We start from the raw sequence: 23,520 nt of genomic DNA, 5'->3' as shown, positions 1-23,520 counted from the left end.
TCAATTGATTAAATTATGACTGTTATTATTGCTGGAGAACGTAGTGGTGTTGGTAAAACAACCGTTACGTTAGCGATTTTATCCTATTTAAAACAACACAATTTTAACGTCCAATCGTTTAAAGTCGGCCCTGATTATATTGATCCGATGTTTCATCATTATGTAACGGGGAAATCTTGTTATAATTTAGATTCTATTTTAACTTCGGAATCCTATACTAAAATTTGCTATTTTAAACAAATACAAACATCAGAATATGGCTTAATTGAAGGCGTGATGGGTTTATTTGATGGCATTCCTGATGCCGAAAGAATTCCTCTGGGTTCAACGGCTCAAATTGCTTCGATTCTAAATTTACCTGTTATTTTAGTCTTAGATTGTAGTCGATTATCCGGTTCTATTGCTGCGATCGCATTAGGATTTAAAACCCTTAATCCCAATCTAAATATAGCCGGATTAATTTTAAATAAAATTGGCAGCGATCGCCATTTAGAATTATTAAAAACCTCGCTAAAACCTATTGATATTCCGATTATTGGAATGATTAAAAGACAGGAAAATATTACTATTCCAGATCGTCATTTAGGATTGATCCCAACGGATGAACTCCCTAAACTTAATTTATTAATTCAAGACTTAGCTAAACTGGCTGAAACTTGGTTTGATTGGGAACAATTATTACCGTTATTAAAGTACACCCCAACAACCCGGTTTCTTGAAGAAACCAGGTTTTTAATGCCCCTGATCTTGATGGGAAATAAAAAAATTAAAATTGCTATTGCTAAAGATGCTGCATTTAACTTTTATTATGCTGAGAATTTAGAGATTTTACAACAGTTAGGTGCGGAATTAATCGAATGGAGTCCCTTAAAAGATGACTCGTTACCCCCAGGAATTCAAGGATTGTATTTTGGGGGTGGTTTTCCCGAAGTATTTGCTGAACAATTAAGCCAAAATCAGATGGCTTTAAAAGCGGTTAAAAATGCTATTTTATCAGGAATACCAACCTATGCGGAATGCGGGGGGTTAATGTATTTATGTGAAAATATTATTGATTTTGAAAATAATTCTTGGTCAATGGTGGGAGTATTACCGACAACTACTATCATGGGAAAATCCTTAAAATTAGGCTATTATCAAGCCAAAGTATTAAAAACAACTCCGGTTTTATTAAAAAATGAAATTGTTATTGGACATGAGTTTCATCGTTCTGAATTGACTCAAAACTCAACCCAACCTTTATATGAAATGCAGCGTTTTTTCTCCTCAGAAATTAATAACCCTGTTTTAGAAGGTTGGGGAAATCTCCCTAACCTTCATGGGTCTTATTTACATCTGCATTGGGGAAATAGAATTGATATTCCAACTCGATTTTTAGAACATTGTCGCAATTACCAACTTTAGATAGATTTTTATCAGCCTCAATTTGGCTATTATGAAGAATAACTGATGAGTTAAAAAGTCTTATGAGTGCTGAAATATCAACAGCTTGGAGTAAGGTACAGGAGATGATTAATAGTTTCATCATCCTCTTACCAAATCTCGTCTTAGCATTTATTGTCTTCTTTATTTTCTTCTTCGTTGCCAGAACTATTAAGCGGATGGTTAGACGTTTTACCCAAAACCGTCGCCATGCTCGAAATTTAGGGTTAGTATTAGGAAGATTAGCACAAGGAACAACCATTCTCATCGGTTTGTTTATCGCCTTATCCATTATCATTCCTTCTTTAAAAGCCGGAGATTTAGTGCAATTATTGGGAATTAGTGGGGTAGCAATTGGGTTTGCCTTTCGGGATATTTTACAAAACTTTCTGGCAGGTATTTTGATTTTATTAACTGAACCCTTCCAAATTAATGATCAAATTGTGTTTAAGGATTTTGAGGGGACTGTAGAAAATATTCAAACCAGAGCAACAACAATTAGAACCTATGATGGTCGCCGAATTGTTATTCCTAATGCTGAACTTTTTTCTAACTCTGTTGTTGTGAATACTGCCTTTGAAAACCGCCGTTTACAATATGATATTGGCATTGGTTATGGAGATAATATTGAGGAAGCGAGACAGTTAATTTTAGAAGCAATGCACGAAACCGAAGGCGTATTAAAAGAACCTGAACCCGATGCAATTGTTGTTGATTTAGGTGAAAGTACGGTGAATATTCGAGCGCGTTGGTGGATTCAACCTCCTCGTCGTGCAGACGCATTAGATTTGCAAGATAAAGTGTTAACGGCGATTAAAAATAGACTGGTTTCTCAAGGAATTGACTTGGCTTTTCCCACTCACGTTATTCTATTTCATGACCAAACAGAAGAAAATGATGGCAACCGTTCTCGACAACGGGAAGGCTGGCCAGTCGGAAAAGGTGAAGTTCCTCAACCTCGAAGTATTGGGGGTTCTTTACGAAAACTAATCGAATTACAGACGCAACAAAATGGCAATTCCGAAACAGATTGATAGAGTCGGAAATTGGTAATATTCTATTGTAGGTGGTAATATTCTATTGTAGGGGTTTGGTTTTCAAACCCTCTTATTACCTGGGTTAGTAAGGGCGAGAAAACCTCGCCCCTACGATGTGCGATAATTTGTAGAAAAGATTTAGACTGACTATATCAACCTAAAACTTTCTCTAAAGCTTGTTGAAGAACCTCTACTCCTGCACCGGGAAGATGAGCATTTTCACTAATATATCGCTTCCAGGCTTTTGTTCCCGTTTGTCCCGCAAAGAGTTCTAATAAATGGCGAGTAATACTATTAAGTCTAATCCCGTTTTGTAGCCAATATTTAATATAAGGATACATAGATTCTATGACTTCTCGACGAGTTAAAGGAGGCGTTTTTTCTCCATAGATTTCTTGATCCGCCGTTGCAAATAAATAAGGATGATCATAGGCGGCGCGTCCGATCATAACGGCATCAACAAATTGCAATTGTTGTTTGACTTCTGCTAAGGTTTTAAAACCGCCATTAATTTCAATAAATAAATGGGGAAACTCTTGTTTTAACCGATAAACTTCTTCATAGCGTAACGGCGGAATAGTCCGGTTTTCTTTAGGACTTAAACCCTGTAACCAAGCTTTGCGTGCATGAACAGTAAATTGTTGACATCCAGCATCAGAAACAATTCTAACAAAATCCGCCATATCTTCATATTTGTCCTGTTCATCAATGCCAATTCGATGTTTAACCGTAACGGGAATATTAACCGCTTTTTGCAGGGCTTCTACTGCTTTTGCTACTAATTCCGGTTGCGCCATTAAACACGCACCAAAATTGCCATTTTGAACCCGATCACTCGGACATCCAACGTTTAAATTAACTTGATCATATCCCCAATCTTCAGCTATTTTAGCGCAGGTTGCCAGATGATCAGGATTATCCCCTCCTAATTGTAAAACTAAGGGTTTTTCTTCGGGAGAAAAGCCTAATAATTTTTCATGATCTCCATGTAAAATTGCTGCGGTCGTCACCATTTCTGTATACAGCAATGTTCGCCGGGTGATTTGTCGCATGAAATAGCGATAATGGCGATCGGTGCGATCCATCATGGGTGCAATACTCAGAGGATAAACCGGATTTAAGGTTGAAATTGATGTCAGATCATTCATGAAATTTATGATTTTGTTGCTTTTAATTCTAAGGTAATTCTGATTTTTCCACTGACGGAGGTGGGAGGTTGCCAAGTTAACAGCGATCGCCGAATTTGATCAATAATGATCGCTTGTTTTTGAGGATCATCTAAATCAACAATAGAGTCAAGGTCATCAAAAATTGCCCGTTGGACATTACCTTGATCAACAATCATTTCAAAAATCACTTTTCCATTGATTTGATCGGTTAAATTTAACCCTTGTAAATAACGATTTAAGTCATTTATAAGGGTGCGATCGCTAATTCCTGTAACTTGAACAACTGTAATGGTAGAAGACGTATTTCTGACTAAATTAATAGCTTCTGCTTCTGGAGTTAATACCCGCATCGGAGAGGGAGGAGGCGCAAGTTCTGGACTGCGTTGACTACTATAATAATTGTAACCCGATGCAGAACGAACTCGTCCTACATTCGTCGGAGTTGCTGATTGAAGTTGGCGAGTTTCTGGAGTCCCAAAAATTCCCTCATAACTGACTCCTTCGGGTAATTCTATAGGAACTTCTACGGTGTGACGAGTTCCATTAGGATTAACTCGAACTTCTTCACTCACAGCTACAAACGCAGTATAATCTGAGAGTAATTGATAGGATAAAGCGGTGCGTGTTACGCTATCAACTGCTGATTTTATTTCCCCGGAAAACATCTGATTCATCAATTCTTTAATTTTAGCACGTCCCCACAATTTAGCGATCGCAATATTACCCGATTCCTTTGCATTAATCTCAGGAAAACTAACAGGTAAGGTTTGTTCATAGCGATCGCCTTTTACGGTTGTTCCCGTTATTTTTAATAACCCATTGCGTCGATCTAGTTTGCGTCCAAATAACACTAAAGGTTGATTATCAAATAAATCCGATAAGGTGATCGGATAAATTTCTGGTTTTAACCCTTCCCCTTGCCAACTGATTTCAATATCGGTTAAAACAGGATTATTAATCTGTTTAAAAAAGGTTTCTACAACGGTTTCTGTGGGTTCATCTTGACGAACAATCTGTACAGTTCCCCGTCCCATTTCTCCCAAACGATTGAGTAAAAATCGATTTACAGAACTTCCCACCCCAAAACAATAAAACCGATTTCCAGGTTTGAGTTTATTTTGTACTTCTGCAATGACTTCCTGATCATTTCCAATATAGCCATCGGTGAGTAAAACAATACTGCGTAACCGACCCGGAGGCGGCGAGGGGAACTGCATCACCGCTTGAATTCCATTTAATAATTCTGTCCCCCCATTGGCTTCTAATTGATTAATATAAGTGATGGCTTTTTCTCGGTTAGCCGGAGTATTTTCTAAGGGAGTTTCTGATAAAGTATTCGTGGTATTAGCAAAATCAACAATCGTAAAAGTATCTTCCGCATTTAATCCTTGAATAAACCGTTTCATTAATTCTTTAGATTTTTGCAAAGGTTCTCCTTCTTGGGAACCGGAAGTATCCATTAAAAAGATAACGTCTTTGGGAATAATTTGATTGGGATTATAACGAATTGCAGGTAACAAATAAGCAGCAAAATGTCCCCCTTGCGAGTCAGCTTCTGTTAATACCGTTGCCCTTGTATTTTCTCCTGAAATCTGATATCTTAAAACTAGGTCTTTATTGGGAATTTGATCGGATTGATCTAAATTTACAAATACCCGATTCCCTTGTTGTTGAGTGATAATTTTATGGGAGGTTGAGCGAATATTTTCAATAGCAACTCCCGCATCAATTTCCACATTCACTTGAATTTGATGCTCTGATTTTGTATTCGGTTGAATAATAGGAGGTATAATCCGATCGGCATCAGGAACTTGATTAGTATTGGGTTGATTTTTATCAATTAATTGACCGGGAATATAACGGGGGCCAACCACCATCGGAAATACAAACTCATAATCTCCCCCTTCAAATTTTAATTGATCAATATAGCGAATCGTTACGGATATTTGTTCACCCGGTTGAATATTGGCTACAGACTGAGTAAAAATATTATCTCGTTCTTGTTCTAATAATGCAGCCGTGCGACCTTGATCTTTAGCGCGTTGATAGATTTCTCTCGCTCCTTCTCTGGTTTCAATTCTGGATTTAATTGTGCGATCGCCGATTTTAATCACCATCTGATCAACCGCAGCTTGATCGGGAAGGGGAAATACATAAATTGCTTCTAACGGTTCTTTAAAAGGGTTTTCAAAGGTTTGAGAAACTTCAACCTGTGAAACATTTCCCGAAATTTTAGCATTAACTTGGGTTTGTTTTAGGGGGAAAACTTGGCTTTGAGTTTCAGACTTAACATATAAACCCCCTAATTGTTTCTCCGATTGTTGTTGAGGAAGTTGTGCTAATTTTAACGTCGGATTTTGCCGATCTAATTGTTGAGGTAAACTGGCAAACGTGGGGGTAGTATTTTCAATAAAATTCAAACTATTAAAAATGATAATCCCCAAGGAAAGTCTTGCTAAACTGGATAAAGAGTTCATGAATAAAAGTGCCATTATTTAAGTTAGACTATCAATCAGGTCTACTGACTAAGACCTAATCCTGATCATAAACGTTCCTGAGCGACATGACTTTTTAATGTCCCGAAGACTCCTGTATAGACAGGTACAGTTCGCGCTTACAATTGATGATTGTATCGTTTTTTTACCCCGTCTCGATCCTCAAATTTCAACAAAAACCCGGAAGGGACTCAATAAACGGCTATAATGCCAGATTAGGTTATTCAGAAAACTGCTCTAATCAGGCCTCACCTTATTAATCATTGATTTCTAATGCTTCAAAACCAACCTCCTATTCAGATTTTTATTAGTACAGGTGAAGTCTCCGGTGATTTACAAGGATCAATGTTAGTAGAAGCCCTTTTTAGACAAGCAAAACAAGCCAATATTGCTTTAGAAATTAGGGGGTTAGGTGGGGAAAAAATGGCGGAAGCGGGAGCTATTTTATTGGGAAATACCACAGAAATAGGTTCCGTTGGAATTTTAGAGTCTTTACCCTATATTCTCCCGACCTATTTGATGCAAAAACAAGTTAAACAATATTTAAAAAATCATCCTCCTGATTTAGTGATTTTAATTGATTATATGGGGCCAAATATTGGGATCGGAAATTTTATTAAACATAATTTGCCAACAATTCCTATTTTTTATTATATTGCACCGCAAGAATGGGTATGGTCGCTAGGATCTCGGAGTACAGCACAAATTGTTAAATTAACCCATCGAATTCTAGCTATTTTTCCTGAAGAAGCACGTTATTTTCAATCAAAAGGTGCGAAGGTGACATGGGTAGGTCATCCCCTATTAGACCGAATGAAAATAGCACCGAGTCGTGAACAAGCTCGCCGAAAATTAGGCATCCAACCGGATGAAATTGCGATCGCTTTACTTCCCGCTTCCCGATGGCAAGAAATTAAATATTTAATGCCAATATTATTTAAAGCGGCTCAACAAATTCAAGCCAAAATGCCGACGGTAAAATTTTGGATTCCCTTATCTTTACCTAAATATAAAATAGCCATTGAAACGGCGATTAAAAAATATCAATTGAATGCTGTTTTAGTTTCAACTCCATCGGATCACTATCAAACTTTAGAAGTCTTATCCGCCGCCGATTTAGCGATCGCAAAATCAGGAACAGTTAACTTAGAAATTGCTTTATTAAATGTTCCCCAAGTTGTGGTTTATCGACTCAGTGATTTAACAGCTTGGCTGGCTCGTCATCTGTTAAATTTTTCAGTTCCGTTTATATCCCCAACTAATTTAGTACAAATGCAAGCCATCGTTCCCGAACTGGTTCAAGAAAAAGTAACTCCTGAAAATATCGTTCACGAGGCGATAGAATTACTAACGAATCAACCCAAACGACAAGAAATGTTAAATCACTATCAACAAATGAAGCAAGCGTTAGGAGAGGAGGGAGTGTGCGATCGCGCGGCTTTAGAAATTCTTAAAAGTCTCCCCAAGTAAGCAGTCTTTAATGTTTGATTTTTGGAACCCCTGGTTGTAAAATAGCGATCAATAGACGATTTAGGAGGATAGTTTTCTTGTCTATTATCGTAGTTCAAGATTTAACCCCAACGCAAATACAAGATTTAGAGAAACTCTATAAACAAGGATGGTGGAGTTACCAACGAACCTCAAAAGACATTCAAAAAATGTTAACTAATTCCGATATTATTATCGGTTTAGTAGACTCTAATACTCAAAAATTAATTGGGTTTACAAGAGTTTTAACCGATTATACTTATCGAGCTTTGATTTGGGATGTTTTAGTGGAAAGTTCTTATCAAAATCAAGGATTAGGAAAAAAACTCATAGATGAAATTCTGACTCATCCCGATTTACAAGAGGTTGAAGCCTTTCTATTAATGTGTTTACCCGAAATGGTTCCTTTTTATGAAAAATTAGGGTTTCATTTATCCGATCAGGTCAAATTAATGAGCTTAAATTTTTAGCTGATTTAGATAAAATTTCTGTATTCCCAATTCCCAATTCCCAATTCCCAATTCGTAATTCGTAATTCGTAATTCCCAATTCGTAATTCGTAATTCCCTATTTAAATACACTTAAATTTAGAGTTTGAGCTATTTTTTCAATTAAAAATAAACTGCCAATAGAACTTCCTTCGGGATCTAGAGGGGGACTGTAACAAGCGATCGCTCCTTGTTGAGGAATAATAGATAATACTGCTCCACTGACCCCCGATTTAGTAGGAAGTCCGACTTGTGCCGCAAACTGTCCTGATGTTTCATATAATCCACAAGTCATCATTAAAGCTTTGACAATACGGCCGGGAATTTGCCACTGGAGATCGGTCGGTTGCACCAATAATAGACCCAATTGAGCCAAATCTAAAATAGTGGCTGATAAACAACAGATTTGGTTATAAGTATCTAGGGTTAAATCGGGATCATCCACATAACCAGAAGCTAAAAGTGCTGAAACGAGAGCTTGGTTTTTGGGGTTAGGAACCGAACGCACGGACTCCAGAATATCTTGATCTAAAAATAACTGACAATTAGCATATTGATTTAACCAGGAACAGAAATAATCACAGCGAGAATTAGCATCCTGTCCAGGGAGTAATGCAGCCAGAGCGAGCGCCCCACTATTTAACATGGGGTTACGCGGCCATCCGTCATCGGCTTGCAATTGTTCCAGGGAATTAAACGTCTGGTCAGAGGGTTGAACACCCACGCGCTGGAAAACGTTATCCTCTCCCAATTCCACCAGTCGGTTGAATAATAAAAACGGCTTAATCACACTCATTAGGGGAAAGGATAAGGTTGCATCGCCAGCACAGTAAGATTTTCCCTCCAGAGTCAGGATTTGCACCACAAACTCTTGCGAGTTCACCTGCGCTAATTGGGGGATGTAAGTGGGTAATTGACCCAATTGACTACGCCGTTGTGCCTGATCCACCCAAGTTTCCAGTTGTTTTTGAGTTAATCGATCTAATTCCTGAACCCCTAGATTCACTCCGAATGACTCCTGATTGATTTTCTTCAGTCTAGCTTTTTGGCGACGATCACTCATATAGAGCTAGGGAACAGGGAACAGGGAACAGGGAACAGGGAATAGCGAATAGGCAATAGGCAATAGGCAATAGGCAATAGGCAATAGAGAATAAGTTTGCTGGATTTAGTAGAGACCGACCATGATCGGTCTCTACAACTTTAATGCGTAGAGCTATAAGCCATGAGTCAGAGGCTAACCCACTCCCCAAAAAAAAGATTGTAGGAAGTGTTGACAAATTCAAAAAAAGCAGTAATAATAAAAATTGTCGCAAAAAAAAGCGAACCACAGTAAGGGACTGTAGTTCAATTGGTTAGAGCACCGCCCTGTCACGGCGGAAGTTGCGGGTTCGAGCCCCGTCAGTCCCGTTCTTAACAATTCTGTTAACTAGGATTTTGATAGTTAATTTACAATCTCGAAAAAATCTGTTATAATCAATTTAAGGTTGTGCTGCGACGTTGGTGGCTTGCCGATATGTTTTTTTGATCTATAGCTTTAAGAATAAGGGAACCAAGAGAATTTACAGACGGCAGTATACCGAGCTTGAACTCGGAAACTTTAAGTCTGGTCGAGGTACCCACCTGGTTTTACCCAGGTCAAAAGCTGAGGCGACACGGCGTTGCGGTCAACCTTATTTAAAGATAGAAAATAGAAAAATTTCTATTTAGTTTTAATCTAGTGATTTTTTGATTAAATTTGATTACCTCAGATTTTCTGAGGGTGAGGTCTACTCACCCTAAATAAAAATTATAATAAACCGTCCATTTCCAAGTCTTCAATAATTTGTAATCCTCGCGGATCACCGACTCTTAATAAAGACGATTTAGCATCATCTTTAACCCCCATATCTTCGTCTTCTTCTAGGGCTTCAATTAAAGCATCAATCGCCACTGCATAAACAACATTTGAGGGGAGTTCTCGACAGAGTTGGCCCAATGCCCAAGCACAATTACTTCTAACCGCCGCGACGGGATCTTGACGTAAAGCTTCAATCATCGGGGGAATGGCTCGAATTACGATCTCATAACCGACTTTCGCCATTTGACCCAGGGAACTCGCCGCCCATAACCGTACCGCAGGAATATCAGTTTTCAGGGCATCAAGTAAAGGTTCTAAGGCTCTGCGATCGCCACAGGTTCCTAATGCCCAAACTACCCCTTTACGGACATAGCCATTCCAGTCTTGATTCAATTGTGCAATCAACGCTTCAACGGCTTGAGCATTAGAATTGCGACCTAACGCATAGGCCACACTCACCCGAACTAAGGGGCAAGCATCCTGTAACAATCCAATTAAATCAGGAATAGCCCGTTGATCCCGAATTTCACAAAATGCCCGTGCTGCAATCATGCGCTGTTGGGGTTCGGGTGATTTTAACAACAGCAACATTTCCTCTGGATCAGGTTTGGCCACTTCGCCATCATCCAACTGATCCAAAGGACTCTCTAACGGGTCTTGGGTATTGATTACGCTCAGTTCTTCATCCTCCATATCATTAATTTACAGCAATTTGTCACCGTTGATGTTGATTGAGTCATTAGAAGTTAGCTGTTTTCTAACAGCACGGGCAATGAGAGGCGCTTTCTTTTCCAGTCCTGCGAGTGTAATTTCACCCGCTAAATAGCAACGATACCACGCACACCGTTGACGGATCACTCGTTCATCGTCCCGCAAGTGCAAACGTTCTAGGGTAAATGCTGCTCGTTCGAGTTCTTCTGGAGGAACTTGATTTGTTAACACTAACTGAAGAGAAGGAAGAATAATTTCAAACCAATCATCTCCAACTTGAAAAGGATCAAGCACTTGATCATCTAAGGTTTGCTTGCTGCTATTAATCCAACCTGAAGCATAGCGGTAATTGCTCCATTCATAAGCCAAATTACGATGATTTCTGCAACAGAAATAATGATCTACTGTCCCATTAAGATCATAGATAGCTGAATAGCCACACAGATTTCCAAAACCATCAGCTAAATCACTTTTGAAGTTTGTCCAATAACTAGGAAATTCTTTTTTATCTGGATTTTTGTCTAACCAAATCTTTCCGGGTTTCCGAACTTTTTGATCAAAATCTGGGGGTTCAGGAGGAGGGTTAAATTTAATCATCCTTGACTCGCCTCCATCTTAATAATCCAGCGCGGCCAGAAGGGGTCATGTCCAGGGAGAAGTTGCATTAGTTGTTGGTGAATTTGTTCTGAGGTTTTTAGATAATCTGGAAAAGCATTCATATTATCAGAACGCATCCAAGCTTCGGCTGCTTCGATCGCTTTTTCAGCTTCTATAGAACGAGCTTGCTTTAAACCAAATATATCAGAAGTTAACCAACCAATTGTATCTCCTTGTTTACACCAGGGAATTTCATTAAGAGTGACTTTTTGTGACTCTAATTGAAATAGGAATAATCTGTCTGTTTCTTGATCAAAAATAGGTTCGACAGATGCCAGAACCAGAGGAGAATGAGTGGTGACTAAAGCCTGTATTTTCGTCTGTTCCTGTAACCCGGTTAAAACTTTGAGAATGGCGGGTAAAATTGCACGTTGCCACCGGGGGTGGAGATGAGATTCAACTTCATCCATTAACAAAACAATTTGATCAAGAGGAGATTGGTTTCGCAATTTAGAGGCTTGGGTGTGTTCATACCACGTCCACACTAGGACATAAGCCAACCCTAAAATCCGCTTCATCCCGGCTGATGCGTAGATGATAGGAACATTACCGTAAGGAAGATTGATTGTCGGAATATCACGAATATCTTCAACAGAAACCCGCGTGGGTTCTCCCGGTTCTATCCCTTCACCGGGATGGGGAGAAAGTTGTCTAATGACATCAGATAAAAGTTTAAATGTAGTTTGATCAGGCTGTCGTTGCCAACTCACCCAATCTTGAATTAAACCATTACATAAAACCTTTCCATCTGTTCTCAATCCATCCCAAAGTTTATTCGGGGTAAAGTTGTAAACCCCCTTGCGTTTGCGGGCTGGATCTAAAACGGAGAATCCGCCATTTGCATGGGCATAAATGACTAACCCTCTCAACTGATAAGACATCTGAAAACTCCCCCATTTGAGAGTGGAGAAATCAAAATAACTGCGATCGGGTTTTGATTCTGTGCGATTGTTTAAATAGCAGGTAATTTCTGGAATTTGTTCCCTTTCCCGTTGAGGAAACGCAGGTCGATCTGCCCAACTTCCGGTGAGTACCCACCAAGCAATATCTAATAGAAAGGTTTTACCTAACCCATTATCCCCTGTAAAAATGTTGAGTCTATCGGAAAGTTCTACATCCAATTTAGGGGATGGCCCGACTAGCTTAAGGTGAAGTTCTTTTAACATCATTTAACTCCCGATAGAATCTTCTGCATCAACAAAGATTGAGGTTGATAGCCAAGTTTTTGATAGAGGTTGAGGGCGGGGTGGTTGTTGGTGAAAACTTGCAGGCTAATTTTGCGATCGCCTCGTTGCGTCGCCCACTGTTCAGCATGAGTCACTAAAGCCGAACCAATCCCCTGTTTACGGTGTTCTGGGGCTACATATAACAGAAAAATATGGGCGGTGCGTTCTCCATCCCCTTGATCAATTGCATTCCCTAACCATAAACAGGCAATAGTTTCTGGGGTTGAACAGTCTGGGTTAAATCTGTCCACCCACCAGATGGGTGTCTGAGGAGAAAAATACTGCTCAACCGTTGGGGGAAGATGGCTTAAATCCTGATCCGGGAACTGCTCCTTATAGGTGCGATAGACAAACTTGAGTAATAAAGCCCGATCCAAACGTGACCCCTGACGCAGACTGTAACCGGGGATAAAGACCTCAGACACGGATACTACTGACAAAATATTGAGCGAATATTGTAGAACCCGAAACGGTGCTGATGGGTGCAGGGGCCATCATATCTTCAGGGAGAAAAATTCGCGCACTGACAACGAACAGAGCGAATAAAAATATCAGAACCACAATCAACGGAGCGATATATTGACGAAAGAAAGCCATATTAGGGACACAAAATTTTTACAATTCTAACGCTTTCTGGCTATAGGGACGTAACATTGTTACGTCCGTACTTTGCTATCGGCAGAGAACACGCAAAGTCATTAAGATAGAGAGAAACCTAGACAACCCCTAACAAAACGAATGACTTCTATCCTGGTTAAACCGTCTTCGCCTCGACCGATTAATACTCCAACTGTTCATCACCTTTCCAATGGTTTAACCATTGTGGCCGAACAGTTACCCGTTGATGCCGTCAATCTTAATGTTTGGATTAATATCGGCTCGGCGATTGAATCCAATGATATCAACGGGATGGCGCACTTTTTAGAACATATCGTTTTTAAAGGAACACCCCATCTGCAAGTGGGAGAATTTGAACAAAAAATTGAACAACGAGGCGCCGTCACCAATGCGGCCACCAGTCAAGATTATACCCATTACTACATTACCACTGCCCCTCAAGACTTTGCGGATTTAGCACCTTTACAGTTTGATGTGGTTCTCAATGCCAGTATTGCAGATGAGGCGTTTGAACGAGAACGATTTGTGGTCTTAGAAGAAATTCGTCGTTCCGAGGATAACCCAGGTAGGCGTTCCTTCCGTCAGTCGATGGAAATGGTTTTTGAGCAACTTCCCTACCGTCGTCCTGTTTTAGGGCCAGCGTCGGTAATTGAACAGTTGCAATCTCAACAAATGCTGGAGTTTCATCGCACTTGGTATCAACCTCGCTCGATGACGGTAGCCGTTGTCGGAAATTTACCCGTTGAATCTCTGATTCAAACGGTAGAGGATGCCGTGACTGCGGTTTATCCCACCTCAATAAGTTCTGCACTCCCAGAAGTGCAAAAATGGACTCCTGAAGCCAGTTTTAAAGAAATTGTCCGTCAGGAAATCATTGATGATACGTTACAACAAGCTCGATTATTAATGCTGTGGCGTGTCCCCGGTTTAGAAGAACTTGATCAAACCTATCCCTTAGATGTTTTAGCTTATATTTTAGGTCAGGGAAGAACAGCACGACTATTCCAAGATTTACGCGAAAATCGGGGGTTAGTTTCGTCGATTTCTGCGAGTAATATGACGCAGCGCTGGCAAGGGGTATTTTATATTTCAGCGCGTTTACCTGTGGAGAATCTTGCCGAAGTTGAAGCTATTCTCACCGATCATATTCGTCAAATCCAAAACGAACGAATTACAGAAGAGGAAATGGCAAAAGTCAGAACACAAGTGGCTAATCGGTTTATCTTTGGAAATGAAACTCCGAGCGATCGCGCTGGCTTGTATGGATACTATCAATCTTTAGTGGGGGATTTAACAGCAGGTCTCTATTATCCTGATCGAATTCAAGCATTGAGTTCAGCAGAGATTCAACAAGCCGCACAACAGTATTTATCTCCCAACGCTTATGCGATAGTCATCCTGAAGCCACCCGTTCACCCTACGGATTTAGACGGTTGATCANAGGACATTTTTGAATCCTGAAACCCTTTCACTTCTTACTGTTGCCTGTTGCCTGTTGCCTGTTGCCTCTTCAAGTAGCGCTATATAAGTTGTCTTTGTTCTCAAAAACAGGCAACTATCAAGTCAAGATCTAGAATAATATCTCTAAATTCTTCCCGAATCTAGGTAAAATTGTCCTGAGTTGACTATCTCCATCCTTTTGAGTTCTTGATAAAAGCCAATATGAAATTACAGGATTTTCTCGGTAAAGATACTCGATATGATATTAAAGCCATTGCTGAAGATGACGAACTTAGTCGTCAAATCCAAACCCGACTGATTGATTTAGGACTGCTTGATCCCCCTGTGGATGGTATTTTTGGCCCCAAATCAACAGCTTCATTACACCAATTCCAAAAGTTGATGCAGTGTGGTGAAGCGGGTTATCTGGGTGCAATTACCGGGAAAAAGTTGATCGAAACGAAGCGCGAACAGATTCCGGTGATGACCCCGATTTTAAAAACGGTTAAAACTACCATTTTTAAGGTTAAACCGATTGCTTCCTCTCAACTGAATGACTCGGAAAAATTTACAATTCCCGGTGAAAAAGAATGTGCTGTTTTAGCTTATGACCCCATTCGCGGTCATTTACGAGTCGCTTTAAGAAATGAATCCTATGGGGGCTATTCGGTTTTATATGTTTGGGGAGAACACGCTGAAATTTATGAAAATGGAAATCGGGTTTATCCTAAACCCCTTCCTAGCAGTTACCGTTTAAATGTTCCCTATAAATCTCAATTAGACAACTGGTTTAATCCGACGGGATCGTGTAATGTTACGTCTATATCAATGTGTTTGGAATATTTCAAAGCTCGTCGTAAAACCAGTTCGGGTCAACTGGAAGATGAACTCTATGAATATGCTATTAATAAGGGCTACAGTCGTCATGATCCCTACGATTTAGCTCGAATTGTTCGAGATTATGGGTGTCAGGATTATTTTACTGAAAATGCCCTCATTGATGATATCAAAGATTGGATTGCTGCTGGAAATCCTGCCGTAATTCATGGATATTTCACCTCCTTTGGTCATATTATGCCTGTGGTGGGTTATAACGAATATGGGCTTATTGTTCATGATCCCTATGGAGAATGGTTCTCCTCTGGTTATCGCACGGATTTGAGCGGGGCTTATTTGCAATATTCCTATCGGTTAATCAACCAGGTTTGCATCCCTGACGGCAGTTTTTGGGTGCATTTTATTTCTAAATAGGTATTAGAAAAAGTCAGGAATTCCCCCTAATTAAGGGGGATTTTATTTGATTATTTTTAAGTTATAGCAGGAAACAGGGAACAGACAGGAAAAGAGTTCTCTGTTTGGGATCAACATCATGCAATCTCTGGACAAGTCCCTGAATTTCTGCTTCAAGTTCAGGAATGGGGCGATCGCACAGTTTACACAAATACTTTGGACAAGTAGGAGTAACGATTATACTGTTACTGTGTGGGGGTGATAAAAGTACCCAAAAACAGGATATTGATCAAGCTCAAAAATACTGGAAACATTACAGGACATCAGAAAATGCTTAACAGTTTGCCATACCAACCCTTTCTGATCTCACGACTTCAAGACCTGACCTATGCAGCAGGTTACATCGAAACTTGTTTACTAGAAACTTCTCCAGAACCGGAATTATTAAAACTGGTTTTAAGTGATGTTTCTCAAGCATTAGCACCGCAAACTATGACCCCAGAAGAAGCTAAACAACATTTAGCACAGTTGGACGAAGTATTATCAAAAACAGGACAGGAAGCAATTTATAGTTTAGGGTTTTGGCTAAAATCTTTAGGATTAAAATTATCTGTCAATGTAGACCAACTAGACCAACTAAACCCAAATAAATTGGACTCAGAAACTCCCGTTTTACAATAATTATTATCTAACCCAAAAAAAGAAGGCTAAAATACCAAATGTGGTTAAATTTCCTACCCTATCATTGAGTCCGCGCAGGCAGACTTTGTTTGTATAGCTGCGAATTCTATTCGCCCCAAACTATTCGCCCCAAACAAAAAGGATTTATTTATGCTCTGTATTCAATTGTTTTTCTAATTTCTGACTGGCTACGGACATCGCATAACAAAAAACCCAGTACAAAATCCCAATAAACAGGTAAACTTCTAAATAACGTCCGAGAAACTTCGGGTTTGCTAAAATAGATCGACTGATTCCCAATAATTCTACTAATCCTACAATTGCTAATAAAGTTGTATCTTGGAATAAACTAATAAACTGACCCACAATGGAAGGAATAGAAACTTTTAAGGCTTGGGGTAAAATAATTAAACTCACGGTTAAAGGTGTATTTAATCCTAATGCTTTGGCGGCTTCTGTTTGACCTCTGGGAATGGATTGTAAACCCCCTCGGATGTTTTCAGCTAAATAGGCTGAACTAAACATGGTTAATCCAATAATAGCGCGTAAAATCCGATCCGGTCGTGTTCCTTCGGGGAGAAATAGGGGGAGTAAAATTTGCCCCATAAATAGAATTGTAATTAAGGGTAATCCCCGGATAATTTCAATATAAACTGTTGATAAAATTCGGACGACGGGTAAACTACTTTGTCGTCCTAATGCTAATAATACGCCAATAGGAAAGGATAATAATATACTGATAATTGACATCAATAATGTTAACATCAGTCCTCCCCAGAGATTGGTTTGAACTATTTTTAATCCGAGTCCGCCACCAATAAACCAAACACAAATTATCAATAATAAAAACCAGGAAAAGGGCAACCACTTTCCTAACTTTGGCTGAGTATTTCCTATGATTTTACCAGCCCAAGCTTCTGCTACTAGCAACAATAGCATTCCAATTAGGAGAAAACGGAAAATGATGGGAACTGGAGTAATAACCGCCAGAATTCCAATAAATCCAAGACTAACTAAGGTATTTTTACTAAATAAAAGTCTTGAATTTCGGGCTAAAAATCCCCAGGTAATCCCAGAAAGAATAGAAATTATCCCTAACATTACCCATAAGCGCCAATATTGATCATTGGGAAATCTTCCCACAAAAAACAAAGGTAAATTAGCAGGAATTACACTCCATTTAGCTGTAGTAAATGCCCAAGAAATAAACCTTGTTAACATGAATAATAATAAGCCACTAATCCCCAAGGTAATCAGGGTATTATACCAATTATTAAATAGATTTTTTTGCAACCATTCCTTTGCAGTTAATACTACGATCTGAGGAGGTTGATGAGATGGCGTTGATGGTACAGAAGTCATGGTTAAGAATAGATGTTGACGGTTGACGGCTTTGCACTGAGCTTGTCGAAGTGTCGAAGTGTTGACAGTTGACTGTTAACACCCTAATTTATCTTTCTCGTAATTGAACACTGCGGTTTAATTGATTCATTCCTAAAGAAATAAATAGATTAATTGTTAGATAGGTTGCCATAATAATTAACATCACTTCTATCGCTCTTCCGGTTTGATTAAAGGTTGTAGTGGCAACATTATAGACATCTGCATAAGCAACAGCGATCGCTAAACTGGAGTTTTTTGCTAAGTTCAAATATTGACTATTTAACGGTGGAATAATCACTCGCAATGCTTGAGGAAATACGACTAACTGCATGACTAAACCTGATTTTAATCCTAAAGATCGGGCAGCTTCCCATTGACCTTTGGGAACAGATTGAATTCCTGCACGCACAATTTCAGCAATATAAGCCGCCGTATACACCACTAAACTAACTAAAAGTGTTGTAAATTCAATGGTGAGTCTTAATCCCCCTTCAATATTATTGGTAGTAGGATTAAACATAGGACGTTGCCAATTTAATCCTACTATTAATGTTAATAAGGCAATGATTCCAATAATTCCTAAAGTGATTAATTGAGGTTGTCCAGATTCCCCCCTTTCTACCATAACTTTTATTCTTTTTTTCGACACAATTAGGGCTGCGATCGCACAAATCACTAAAACCCCAAATCCAATTATCCCTTGAATTCCTGACGGCCAAGGCAGAAAAATTCCTTGTTTAGACAAGAAAATAGAATTTGAAATTGTTAAACTGTTTTTGACAGGAGGCATTTGTACAAAAATACCATACCAAAATACAAGCTGCAATAATAGAGGCGTATTGCGGACAATTTCGACATAAATAAATGCTAACTGACGCAGAAGCCAATTATCCGAAAAACGGGCAACACCAACGGCAATTCCTAATAAAGTTGTTAGGATAATTCCAAAAAACATCACCCGCAGAGAATTCAATAATCCAGCTAATAAAACCCGACTATAGGGATCAGTTGGAGTATAGGGAATTAAACTATCGAGAATATTAAATCCCGCCGATGTATTTAAAAAATCAAAGCCAAAATTGCTTCCAGTTTGTCTGAGATTTCGAGTTAGGTTCCCGCCTAAAAGAGCGAATACACTAACGACAATCACAATCACTAAAACCTGCAAGGCAATTCGCCAAAATCGCTCATCTCGCCAAAGCGGAATTTTCTGATCTCTGTTGATGGTCATATCAGTTATCAGTTATCAGTTATCAGCTATCAGTAAACTATTCCCTGTTCCCTGTTCCCTGTTCCCTGTTCCCTGTTCCCTGTTCCCTGATTCGGTGATTTTAACGCAAAGGCGGAGAATACATCAAACCGCCATTTGTCCACAGTGCATTTTGCCCACGCGGAAGTTTAAATTGTGAACCTTCACCGAGGTTTCGTTCATAAACTTCACCATAATTTCCAACAGCTTTAATGGCATTACCAGCAAAATCATTACTTAATCCTATTCCTTTACCTAGATCCCCTTCTGTTCCCAGGAATCGTTTAATATTGGGGTTATCGCTGGTTTTAAGTTGATCAACATTGGCTTGATTTACCCCTAATTCTTCGGCTTCAATTAACGCAAAGGTTGTCCATTTGACCACATCAAACCAAGCAGAATCATTATTTACAGTTACAGGGCCAAGGGGTTCTTTGGACATCGTAACATCCAGAAGAATATGCTCATCAGGGTTGGGGAGGGTACTGCGGCGGGCCACCAGTTGAGATTTGTCAGAGGTCATCCCTAGACAACGGCCTTCTGCATAAGCAGCATAAGCGGGGTCAGCTTGTTGGAATGTAACGGTTTCAAACTGTACACCCCGTTGACGCATGGCATCGGTTAAATTGAGTTCGGTAGTGGTTCCCGCTTCTACACAAACGGCTTTTCCTTGTAAATCTTCTAATTTAGTAACACCACTATCTTGACGAACCATCATTCCCTGACCATCGTAGAATGTAGTCGGGGCAAATTCTAAGCCAACGGAGGTATCTCGGCTAATTGTCCAGGTGGTATTGCGCGAGAGCATATCGACTTCCCCCGCTTTTAAGGCTTCAAATCGTTCTGTTGAATCCAAATTGCGAAATTCAACCGCATTAGCATCACCCAAAACGGCTGCGGCTACCGCTTTACAAACATCAACATCCAGGCCGGAATATTGGCCCGTTTCATCCACAAAGCTAAATCCGGGGATTTTACCATCGACACCACAGATGAGCTTTCCGCGCTGCTTGACAATATCCAGACGACTTTGACCAGTTCCTGTATTAGCCGCAGATGTTGAGTTTCCTCCAGGAGAAGCTGTACTGGTGCTAGTAGTATTCGATGATTCACAGGCTGTTAGGGGTGCAACTAACAGGAATGTTGCTACTAGCAAAGAACCGTATTTGTGCATAGTTTTATGTTGTTCGTGTACGGGTTAGGTAAGTTTACAGTTCTAAAGGGGTTGAGGTTATTGACGCTCAAGAAGTTACCTCAAGCGCTTTAAGCTTACCTTAATCTGAGAATTTTCTATGCAATTTTTGGGAAAGATTCAGGTGATCAATGTATTCCTCAAACTGATTGGATAACCTTGAAGTCCCCCGAATCAAAAAACAGGGGATAGATAGGGTTTAAGCTGAAGCGTCTCCAGATAAGCGTGCTTCTGCCATATCTCGAATCAAAGAGATGCGAGAGCAGATGTAATCGCGTAATAGAGCAGCTTCATTTCCATTGATAGCAGCTTCTTTATTGAACTGTTTCAGTAAACACTGGACAAGACTGGCATCATCAAGATTAACGAGAGTGGATGCTTGAGTTGTTTCGACCAGCGACCAAAGTTGACGAAGCATTGAAGGAGTCATAAAACCTCCGATGGATGCAGTTTTGTCGGCTTTTATACAGAAAATAACGATGTTCTTGTGAGTGAGTCAGAAAGCAGTCCTTCTCGTCATCAACGAGTCAGCTTAATACTTTCTTTAAATTTCAAGAATAACCGAGTTTACTCAAATTAAACCGAAAAAAATACAAGATGTCACAAGAGGTACAACTCTCTTAATCTAGTGAATTAAATCTTGACAATTCCTGGAATGTAGAGTTAAGATTTGAAAATTTTGTTTTCGATTGAGCATTTTAGAGTCGCATCAGCCCGCATTTCTACTTAGGAGGGGGAACCAAAACTGTTAAGGCTTGGGGAATTACCCGAAAATGAGCAGGTGTCCTGGTTGTGATTTCCCCATCGGTATTAATGGGGTAGGGTTTACTGGTATAAATTTCAAAATCTGAGCCATATACAGCCCTAACCCCTAATTCTTGGCGATGTCTTCCTGTTCTCAGGGTTAACCAGACCAAGGGAATTTGCCACCAATGCTTGATTTCTAAGCTATAAAGATCTAAGCGTTGATCATCGATGGTCGCATCGTGGGCAATGGACATTCCACCCCCATAGTATTTACCATTTCCGACAGCAATTTGTAAGGTTTTGACCCGTTCTCTCTGACCATCGACTTGAATTAAAGCATGGAAAGGTCGAGCCGTCAGCGTCGCTTGAATCGCCGCCCACGCATAGGCTAAAACCCCCCAGCGTTTTTTAGATTGGGTGGTAAGTTTACGAGTAATATTCACGCTCAACCCAAAACTCGCCACATTAAAAAAGTGTTTACCATTCACCCAACCTAAATCAATCTTTTGTTTATGTCCACTGGCAATAATTTGACAAGCTTCTGTCACGGTGGGGGGAATTCCTAAAGTTCGGGCTAAATCATTGGCCGTCCCCAAGGGTAATATAGCCAGGGGTAAACCCGTTTCTACCAGTCCATCCACCGCAGCGTTGAGAGTTCCATCTCCGCCCCCCACAATCACAAAATCCACTTGCTCTTGATACCGTTGAATCGTTGGGGTAAATTCTTGGGGATGTTCCGGGGACTCTTGAATAATATCGAAACCCAAGGCTTGAAGTTGATACACCACTTCCGATAAATTCTTTTGGGTTTTGCGAGCATGGGGATTAACCAAAAGTAAAGCCGTTTTCGGATAGGGAAGTTGGGGAAAAATCGCCATATCAGTTTTTTGTTGTTGGCTGTTGACGGTTGACGGTTGACGGTTGACGGTTGACGGTTGACGGTTAGCGAGGGAGGACGCTCCCCTTGGCTCCGGTGCTCCCCCTGCTCCCCTTATTGTGCTGCTTCTGAGGGAATTCCTACCCGTTTCTGTAGAGATTCAACCCGACGTTTTGCGGTTTGATTGTTGGGGTCAATTTTCAGAGTTTGTGAATATGCTTCTAACGCTTGGGCGGTTAGCTTTTTCTTTTCATAGGCATAACCCAAATTATTAGAAGCAGTGGGATAAACTGGATTTAATTTTAAGGCTTCTTTATATTGACGAATGGCAATATCGTACTGTTCTTTAGCTAGATGGGCATATCCTAACGCATTATAAATCATCGCTAAGTTTTGAGGATCTTCATCCTCACCCGCTTTTAAAGCTTTTTGCAATATGTTAATAGCTTGAGAGTAAAGTTTTTTATCGTTATAAATACCGCCTAATTGATAGTATTCCTGTGCATTTCCCGGTTCTTTTGCTAATTTAGTTTGCAAATCAAAGAGGGTGGTTTCTATCCGACGAGTTTTAATAATTTGACGAATCAGGAAGACAATGGCGCCGGAAAGTAACACCACTAAAATTAATAGATAGGCAATAGGAAGATTAGTATCCATGATTGAAAAAGTAAAAGTTTAATTAAACACAAAGGAGAAGGATCGATTGAATCTGATCCTTCACCTTAGCCGATAATTGGCAATCTGTCTATTTAGTTTAAAGCAGGGAACAGGGAACAGGGAACAGGGAACAGGGAACACCGGAGGAAAAGAGTTCTCTGCGCGGGGTTTTAGCATCAGTCTATGTCCTAACACCCCCGGCGCGACTGCTATGAGAGTCTGTTTTAACTGACGAGGGGGTTTGGGGGAGCGATAAGTCCCACACTGAATTTCACGCTCACCAAAAAATAACCACCAAATCAGTGTGGGATACTTCGACCCTTCGGCAAGCTCAGGGCATCGCAAGCTCAGTAACAACATGGACTCCCCCAAGTTAATTTTGTATGTCCCAATTCCGACCAAATTAACAATAATATGCTAGAGTATATCAAAGAGTTTTGAAAGCCACAATGTTTCAAGGGTATAAACTCCGAATCTATCCAGCGATTGAGCAGCAAATAGCCTTAGCCAAAAGCTTTGGTTGTTGCCGTTGGTATTGGAATTATGCCCTAAACTTGTGTCAAGAAACTTATAAAACAACAGGAAAAGGGCTATCAAGAAAAGCAATTCAAGGATTATTACCTCAACTGAAGCAGGAATATCCTTGGCTAAAAGATGCTTATTCCCAATGCTTGCAAGTTGTCGCTCTCAATTTATGTACAGCTTACAAAAACTTCTTTGAGAAACGAGCAAGATTACCTCAATTCAAATCCAAACACGGCAGACAATCAATCAGTTATCCTCAAAGCGTTAAATTTGAAGGGGATTACCTGAAATTACCCGGTAAAGTGGGGTTAGTTTATTGTTGTCGCCATCGAGAAATTGAGGGAACAATTAAAACCGTTACCATCTCCAAGAATCGTGATGGGAAATA

General features: G+C 39.9%; 21 protein-coding genes, 1 tRNA gene, 1 other RNA gene and 1 pseudogene. 11 read left to right on the top strand and 13 right to left on the bottom strand.

Going from position 1 to position 23,520, the window contains the following annotated elements; translation table 11 throughout:
- Window positions 1-15: 15 nt before the first annotated feature.
- Both PL8927_RS06780 and PL8927_RS06775 read left to right on the top strand, forming a co-directional pair.
- Window positions 16-1,404, top strand: a complete 1,389-nt coding sequence (locus tag PL8927_RS06780; RefSeq protein ID WP_083618922.1) for a cobyrinate a,c-diamide synthase — start codon at window positions 16-18, stop codon at window positions 1,402-1,404.
- 62 nt (window positions 1,405-1,466) lie between these two features.
- Entirely contained in the window at window positions 1,467-2,456 is a 990-nt protein-coding gene (locus tag PL8927_RS06775) for a mechanosensitive ion channel family protein (RefSeq protein ID WP_083618920.1), read from the top strand.
- Window positions 2,457-2,611: 155 nt separating this feature from the next.
- On the opposite strand, the gene dusA is transcribed toward PL8927_RS06775, so the two are convergent.
- Window positions 2,612-3,607 (bottom strand): tRNA dihydrouridine(20/20a) synthase DusA, encoded by a 996-nt coding sequence (gene dusA / locus PL8927_RS06770; protein ID WP_083618918.1) that lies wholly within the window; start codon window positions 3,605-3,607, stop codon window positions 2,612-2,614.
- Window positions 3,608-3,612: 5 nt separating this feature from the next.
- Window positions 3,613-6,105, bottom strand: a complete 2,493-nt coding sequence (locus PL8927_RS06765) for a VIT domain-containing protein (protein WP_231505938.1) — start codon at window positions 6,103-6,105, stop codon at window positions 3,613-3,615.
- Between the two features lie 291 nt (window positions 6,106-6,396).
- On the opposite strand from PL8927_RS06765, the gene lpxB reads away from it, so the two are divergent.
- Together lpxB and PL8927_RS06755 are read left to right on the top strand one after the other, a co-directional pair.
- Entirely contained in the window at window positions 6,397-7,593 is a 1,197-nt protein-coding gene (lpxB, locus tag PL8927_RS06760; protein WP_197047337.1) for a lipid-A-disaccharide synthase, read from the top strand.
- A 77-nt stretch (window positions 7,594-7,670) separates the two neighbouring features.
- Window positions 7,671-8,081 (top strand): GNAT family N-acetyltransferase, encoded by a 411-nt coding sequence (locus PL8927_RS06755; protein WP_083618913.1) that lies wholly within the window; start codon window positions 7,671-7,673, stop codon window positions 8,079-8,081.
- Window positions 8,082-8,178: 97 nt separating this feature from the next.
- Here PL8927_RS06755 and PL8927_RS06750 read toward each other — a convergent pair whose 3' ends face one another.
- Window positions 8,179-9,162: a glutaminase gene (locus tag PL8927_RS06750; RefSeq protein WP_083618911.1), complete on the bottom strand. Its 984-nt coding sequence runs from the start codon at window positions 9,160-9,162 to the stop codon at window positions 8,179-8,181.
- A gap of 273 nt (window positions 9,163-9,435) precedes the next feature.
- On the opposite strand from PL8927_RS06750, the gene PL8927_RS06745 reads away from it, so the two are divergent.
- Together PL8927_RS06745 and ssrS are read left to right on the top strand one after the other, a co-directional pair.
- Window positions 9,436-9,509: transfer RNA gene (locus PL8927_RS06745), tRNA-Asp, on the top strand.
- 76 nt (window positions 9,510-9,585) lie between these two features.
- Window positions 9,586-9,773, top strand: a non-coding RNA gene (ssrS, locus tag PL8927_RS06740) — 6S RNA.
- Window positions 9,774-9,888: 115 nt separating this feature from the next.
- Here the strand turns inward: ssrS and PL8927_RS06735 are convergent.
- Genes PL8927_RS06735 through PL8927_RS06720 form a run of 4 tightly spaced genes read right to left on the bottom strand, consistent with a single transcriptional unit; the run spans window position 9,889 to window position 12,958 of the window.
- Window positions 9,889-10,632, bottom strand: a complete 744-nt coding sequence (locus tag PL8927_RS06735) for a HEAT repeat domain-containing protein (protein ID WP_083618909.1) — start codon at window positions 10,630-10,632, stop codon at window positions 9,889-9,891.
- 9 nt (window positions 10,633-10,641) lie between these two features.
- Window positions 10,642-11,247, bottom strand: coding sequence for a hypothetical protein (locus tag PL8927_RS06730; protein ID WP_083618907.1), 606 nt, complete (start codon window positions 11,245-11,247; stop codon window positions 10,642-10,644).
- Entirely contained in the window at window positions 11,244-12,473 is a 1,230-nt protein-coding gene (locus PL8927_RS06725) for an AAA family ATPase (RefSeq protein ID WP_083618905.1), read from the bottom strand. Before PL8927_RS06725 ends, PL8927_RS06730 begins: the two co-directional genes overlap by 4 nt.
- Window positions 12,473-12,958, bottom strand: coding sequence for a GNAT family N-acetyltransferase (locus tag PL8927_RS06720; RefSeq protein WP_083618903.1), 486 nt, complete (start codon window positions 12,956-12,958; stop codon window positions 12,473-12,475). The genes PL8927_RS06725 and PL8927_RS06720 overlap by 1 nt, the downstream gene beginning before the upstream one ends.
- Window positions 12,959-13,271: 313 nt before the next feature.
- On the opposite strand from PL8927_RS06720, the gene PL8927_RS06715 reads away from it, so the two are divergent.
- The 4 genes and pseudogenes from PL8927_RS06715 (at window position 13,272) to PL8927_RS06700 (ending at window position 16,502) form a co-directional block, all read left to right on the top strand.
- Entirely contained in the window at window positions 13,272-14,588 is a 1,317-nt protein-coding gene (locus PL8927_RS06715; protein ID WP_083618899.1) for a M16 family metallopeptidase, read from the top strand.
- Window positions 14,589-14,813: 225 nt separating this feature from the next.
- The gene (locus PL8927_RS06710) at window positions 14,814-15,842 is read left to right on the top strand and encodes a C39 family peptidase (RefSeq protein ID WP_083618897.1); all 1,029 of its coding nucleotides are present in this window, start codon (window positions 14,814-14,816) and stop codon (window positions 15,840-15,842) included.
- A gap of 191 nt (window positions 15,843-16,033) precedes the next feature.
- Window positions 16,034-16,159, top strand: a pseudogene (locus tag PL8927_RS06705) (type II toxin-antitoxin system RelE/ParE family toxin); the annotation flags it as partial.
- On the top strand, window positions 16,152-16,502 hold the full coding sequence (locus tag PL8927_RS06700) for a transcriptional regulator (RefSeq protein WP_083618895.1): 351 nt from the start codon (window positions 16,152-16,154) through the stop codon (window positions 16,500-16,502). The pseudogene PL8927_RS06705 and the gene PL8927_RS06700, both read left to right, overlap by 8 nt.
- A 144-nt stretch (window positions 16,503-16,646) precedes the next feature.
- Here the strand turns inward: PL8927_RS06700 and PL8927_RS06695 are convergent, their stop codons facing one another.
- From PL8927_RS06695 to PL8927_RS06670, 6 genes are all read right to left on the bottom strand, one after another.
- Window positions 16,647-17,864 (bottom strand): amino acid ABC transporter permease, encoded by a 1,218-nt coding sequence (locus tag PL8927_RS06695; protein ID WP_083618893.1) that lies wholly within the window; start codon window positions 17,862-17,864, stop codon window positions 16,647-16,649.
- Between the two features lie 88 nt (window positions 17,865-17,952).
- On the bottom strand, window positions 17,953-19,116 hold the full coding sequence (locus PL8927_RS06690) for an amino acid ABC transporter permease (protein ID WP_083618891.1): 1,164 nt from the start codon (window positions 19,114-19,116) through the stop codon (window positions 17,953-17,955).
- A 100-nt stretch (window positions 19,117-19,216) separates the two neighbouring features.
- Window positions 19,217-20,308, bottom strand: a complete 1,092-nt coding sequence (locus tag PL8927_RS06685) for an amino acid ABC transporter substrate-binding protein (RefSeq protein WP_083618890.1) — start codon at window positions 20,306-20,308, stop codon at window positions 19,217-19,219.
- Between the two features lie 217 nt (window positions 20,309-20,525).
- Window positions 20,526-20,756, bottom strand: coding sequence for a hypothetical protein (locus PL8927_RS06680; protein WP_083618888.1), 231 nt, complete (start codon window positions 20,754-20,756; stop codon window positions 20,526-20,528).
- 292 nt (window positions 20,757-21,048) lie between these two features.
- Window positions 21,049-21,951 (bottom strand): lipid kinase, encoded by a 903-nt coding sequence (locus tag PL8927_RS06675; protein ID WP_083618887.1) that lies wholly within the window; start codon window positions 21,949-21,951, stop codon window positions 21,049-21,051.
- Between the two features lie 113 nt (window positions 21,952-22,064).
- On the bottom strand, window positions 22,065-22,607 hold the full coding sequence (locus tag PL8927_RS06670) for a tetratricopeptide repeat protein (protein WP_083618885.1): 543 nt from the start codon (window positions 22,605-22,607) through the stop codon (window positions 22,065-22,067).
- Between the two features lie 449 nt (window positions 22,608-23,056).
- Between PL8927_RS06670 and PL8927_RS06665 the strand changes: the two genes are divergently transcribed.
- On the top strand, window positions 23,057-23,520 hold a 464-nt coding region (locus PL8927_RS06665), incomplete at its 3' end, for an RNA-guided endonuclease InsQ/TnpB family protein (protein ID WP_156093117.1).

It is taken from the genome of Planktothrix serta PCC 8927 (genome assembly GCF_900010725.2).
GTDB lineage: Bacteria > Cyanobacteriota > Cyanobacteriia > Cyanobacteriales > Microcoleaceae > Planktothrix > Planktothrix serta.
This window is presented reverse-complemented; position numbering and strand designations above follow the sequence as displayed.

Coding starts and splice junctions, on each gene's coding strand:
- PL8927_RS06780 (WP_083618922.1), top strand. CDS start 16: ATGACTGTTATTATTGCTGGAGAACGTAGTGGTGTTGGTAAAACAACC.
- PL8927_RS06775 (WP_083618920.1), top strand. CDS start 1,467: ATGAGTGCTGAAATATCAACAGCTTGGAGTAAGGTACAGGAGATGATT.
- dusA (WP_083618918.1), bottom strand. CDS start 3,607: ATGAATGATCTGACATCAATTTCAACCTTAAATCCGGTTTATCCTCTG.
- PL8927_RS06765 (WP_231505938.1), bottom strand. CDS start 6,105: ATGAACTCTTTATCCAGTTTAGCAAGACTTTCCTTGGGGATTATCATT.
- lpxB (WP_197047337.1), top strand. CDS start 6,397: ATGCTTCAAAACCAACCTCCTATTCAGATTTTTATTAGTACAGGTGAA.
- PL8927_RS06750 (WP_083618911.1), bottom strand. CDS start 9,162: ATGAGTGATCGTCGCCAAAAAGCTAGACTGAAGAAAATCAATCAGGAG.
- PL8927_RS06735 (WP_083618909.1), bottom strand. CDS start 10,632: ATGGAGGATGAAGAACTGAGCGTAATCAATACCCAAGACCCGTTAGAG.
- PL8927_RS06730 (WP_083618907.1), bottom strand. CDS start 11,247: ATGATTAAATTTAACCCTCCTCCTGAACCCCCAGATTTTGATCAAAAA.
- PL8927_RS06725 (WP_083618905.1), bottom strand. CDS start 12,473: ATGTTAAAAGAACTTCACCTTAAGCTAGTCGGGCCATCCCCTAAATTG.
- PL8927_RS06715 (WP_083618899.1), top strand. CDS start 13,272: ATGACTTCTATCCTGGTTAAACCGTCTTCGCCTCGACCGATTAATACT.
- PL8927_RS06710 (WP_083618897.1), top strand. CDS start 14,814: ATGAAATTACAGGATTTTCTCGGTAAAGATACTCGATATGATATTAAA.
- PL8927_RS06700 (WP_083618895.1), top strand. CDS start 16,152: ATGCTTAACAGTTTGCCATACCAACCCTTTCTGATCTCACGACTTCAA.
- PL8927_RS06695 (WP_083618893.1), bottom strand. CDS start 17,864: ATGACTTCTGTACCATCAACGCCATCTCATCAACCTCCTCAGATCGTA.
- PL8927_RS06690 (WP_083618891.1), bottom strand. CDS start 19,116: ATGACCATCAACAGAGATCAGAAAATTCCGCTTTGGCGAGATGAGCGA.
- PL8927_RS06685 (WP_083618890.1), bottom strand. CDS start 20,308: ATGCACAAATACGGTTCTTTGCTAGTAGCAACATTCCTGTTAGTTGCA.
- PL8927_RS06680 (WP_083618888.1), bottom strand. CDS start 20,756: ATGACTCCTTCAATGCTTCGTCAACTTTGGTCGCTGGTCGAAACAACT.
- PL8927_RS06675 (WP_083618887.1), bottom strand. CDS start 21,951: ATGGCGATTTTTCCCCAACTTCCCTATCCGAAAACGGCTTTACTTTTG.
- PL8927_RS06670 (WP_083618885.1), bottom strand. CDS start 22,607: ATGGATACTAATCTTCCTATTGCCTATCTATTAATTTTAGTGGTGTTA.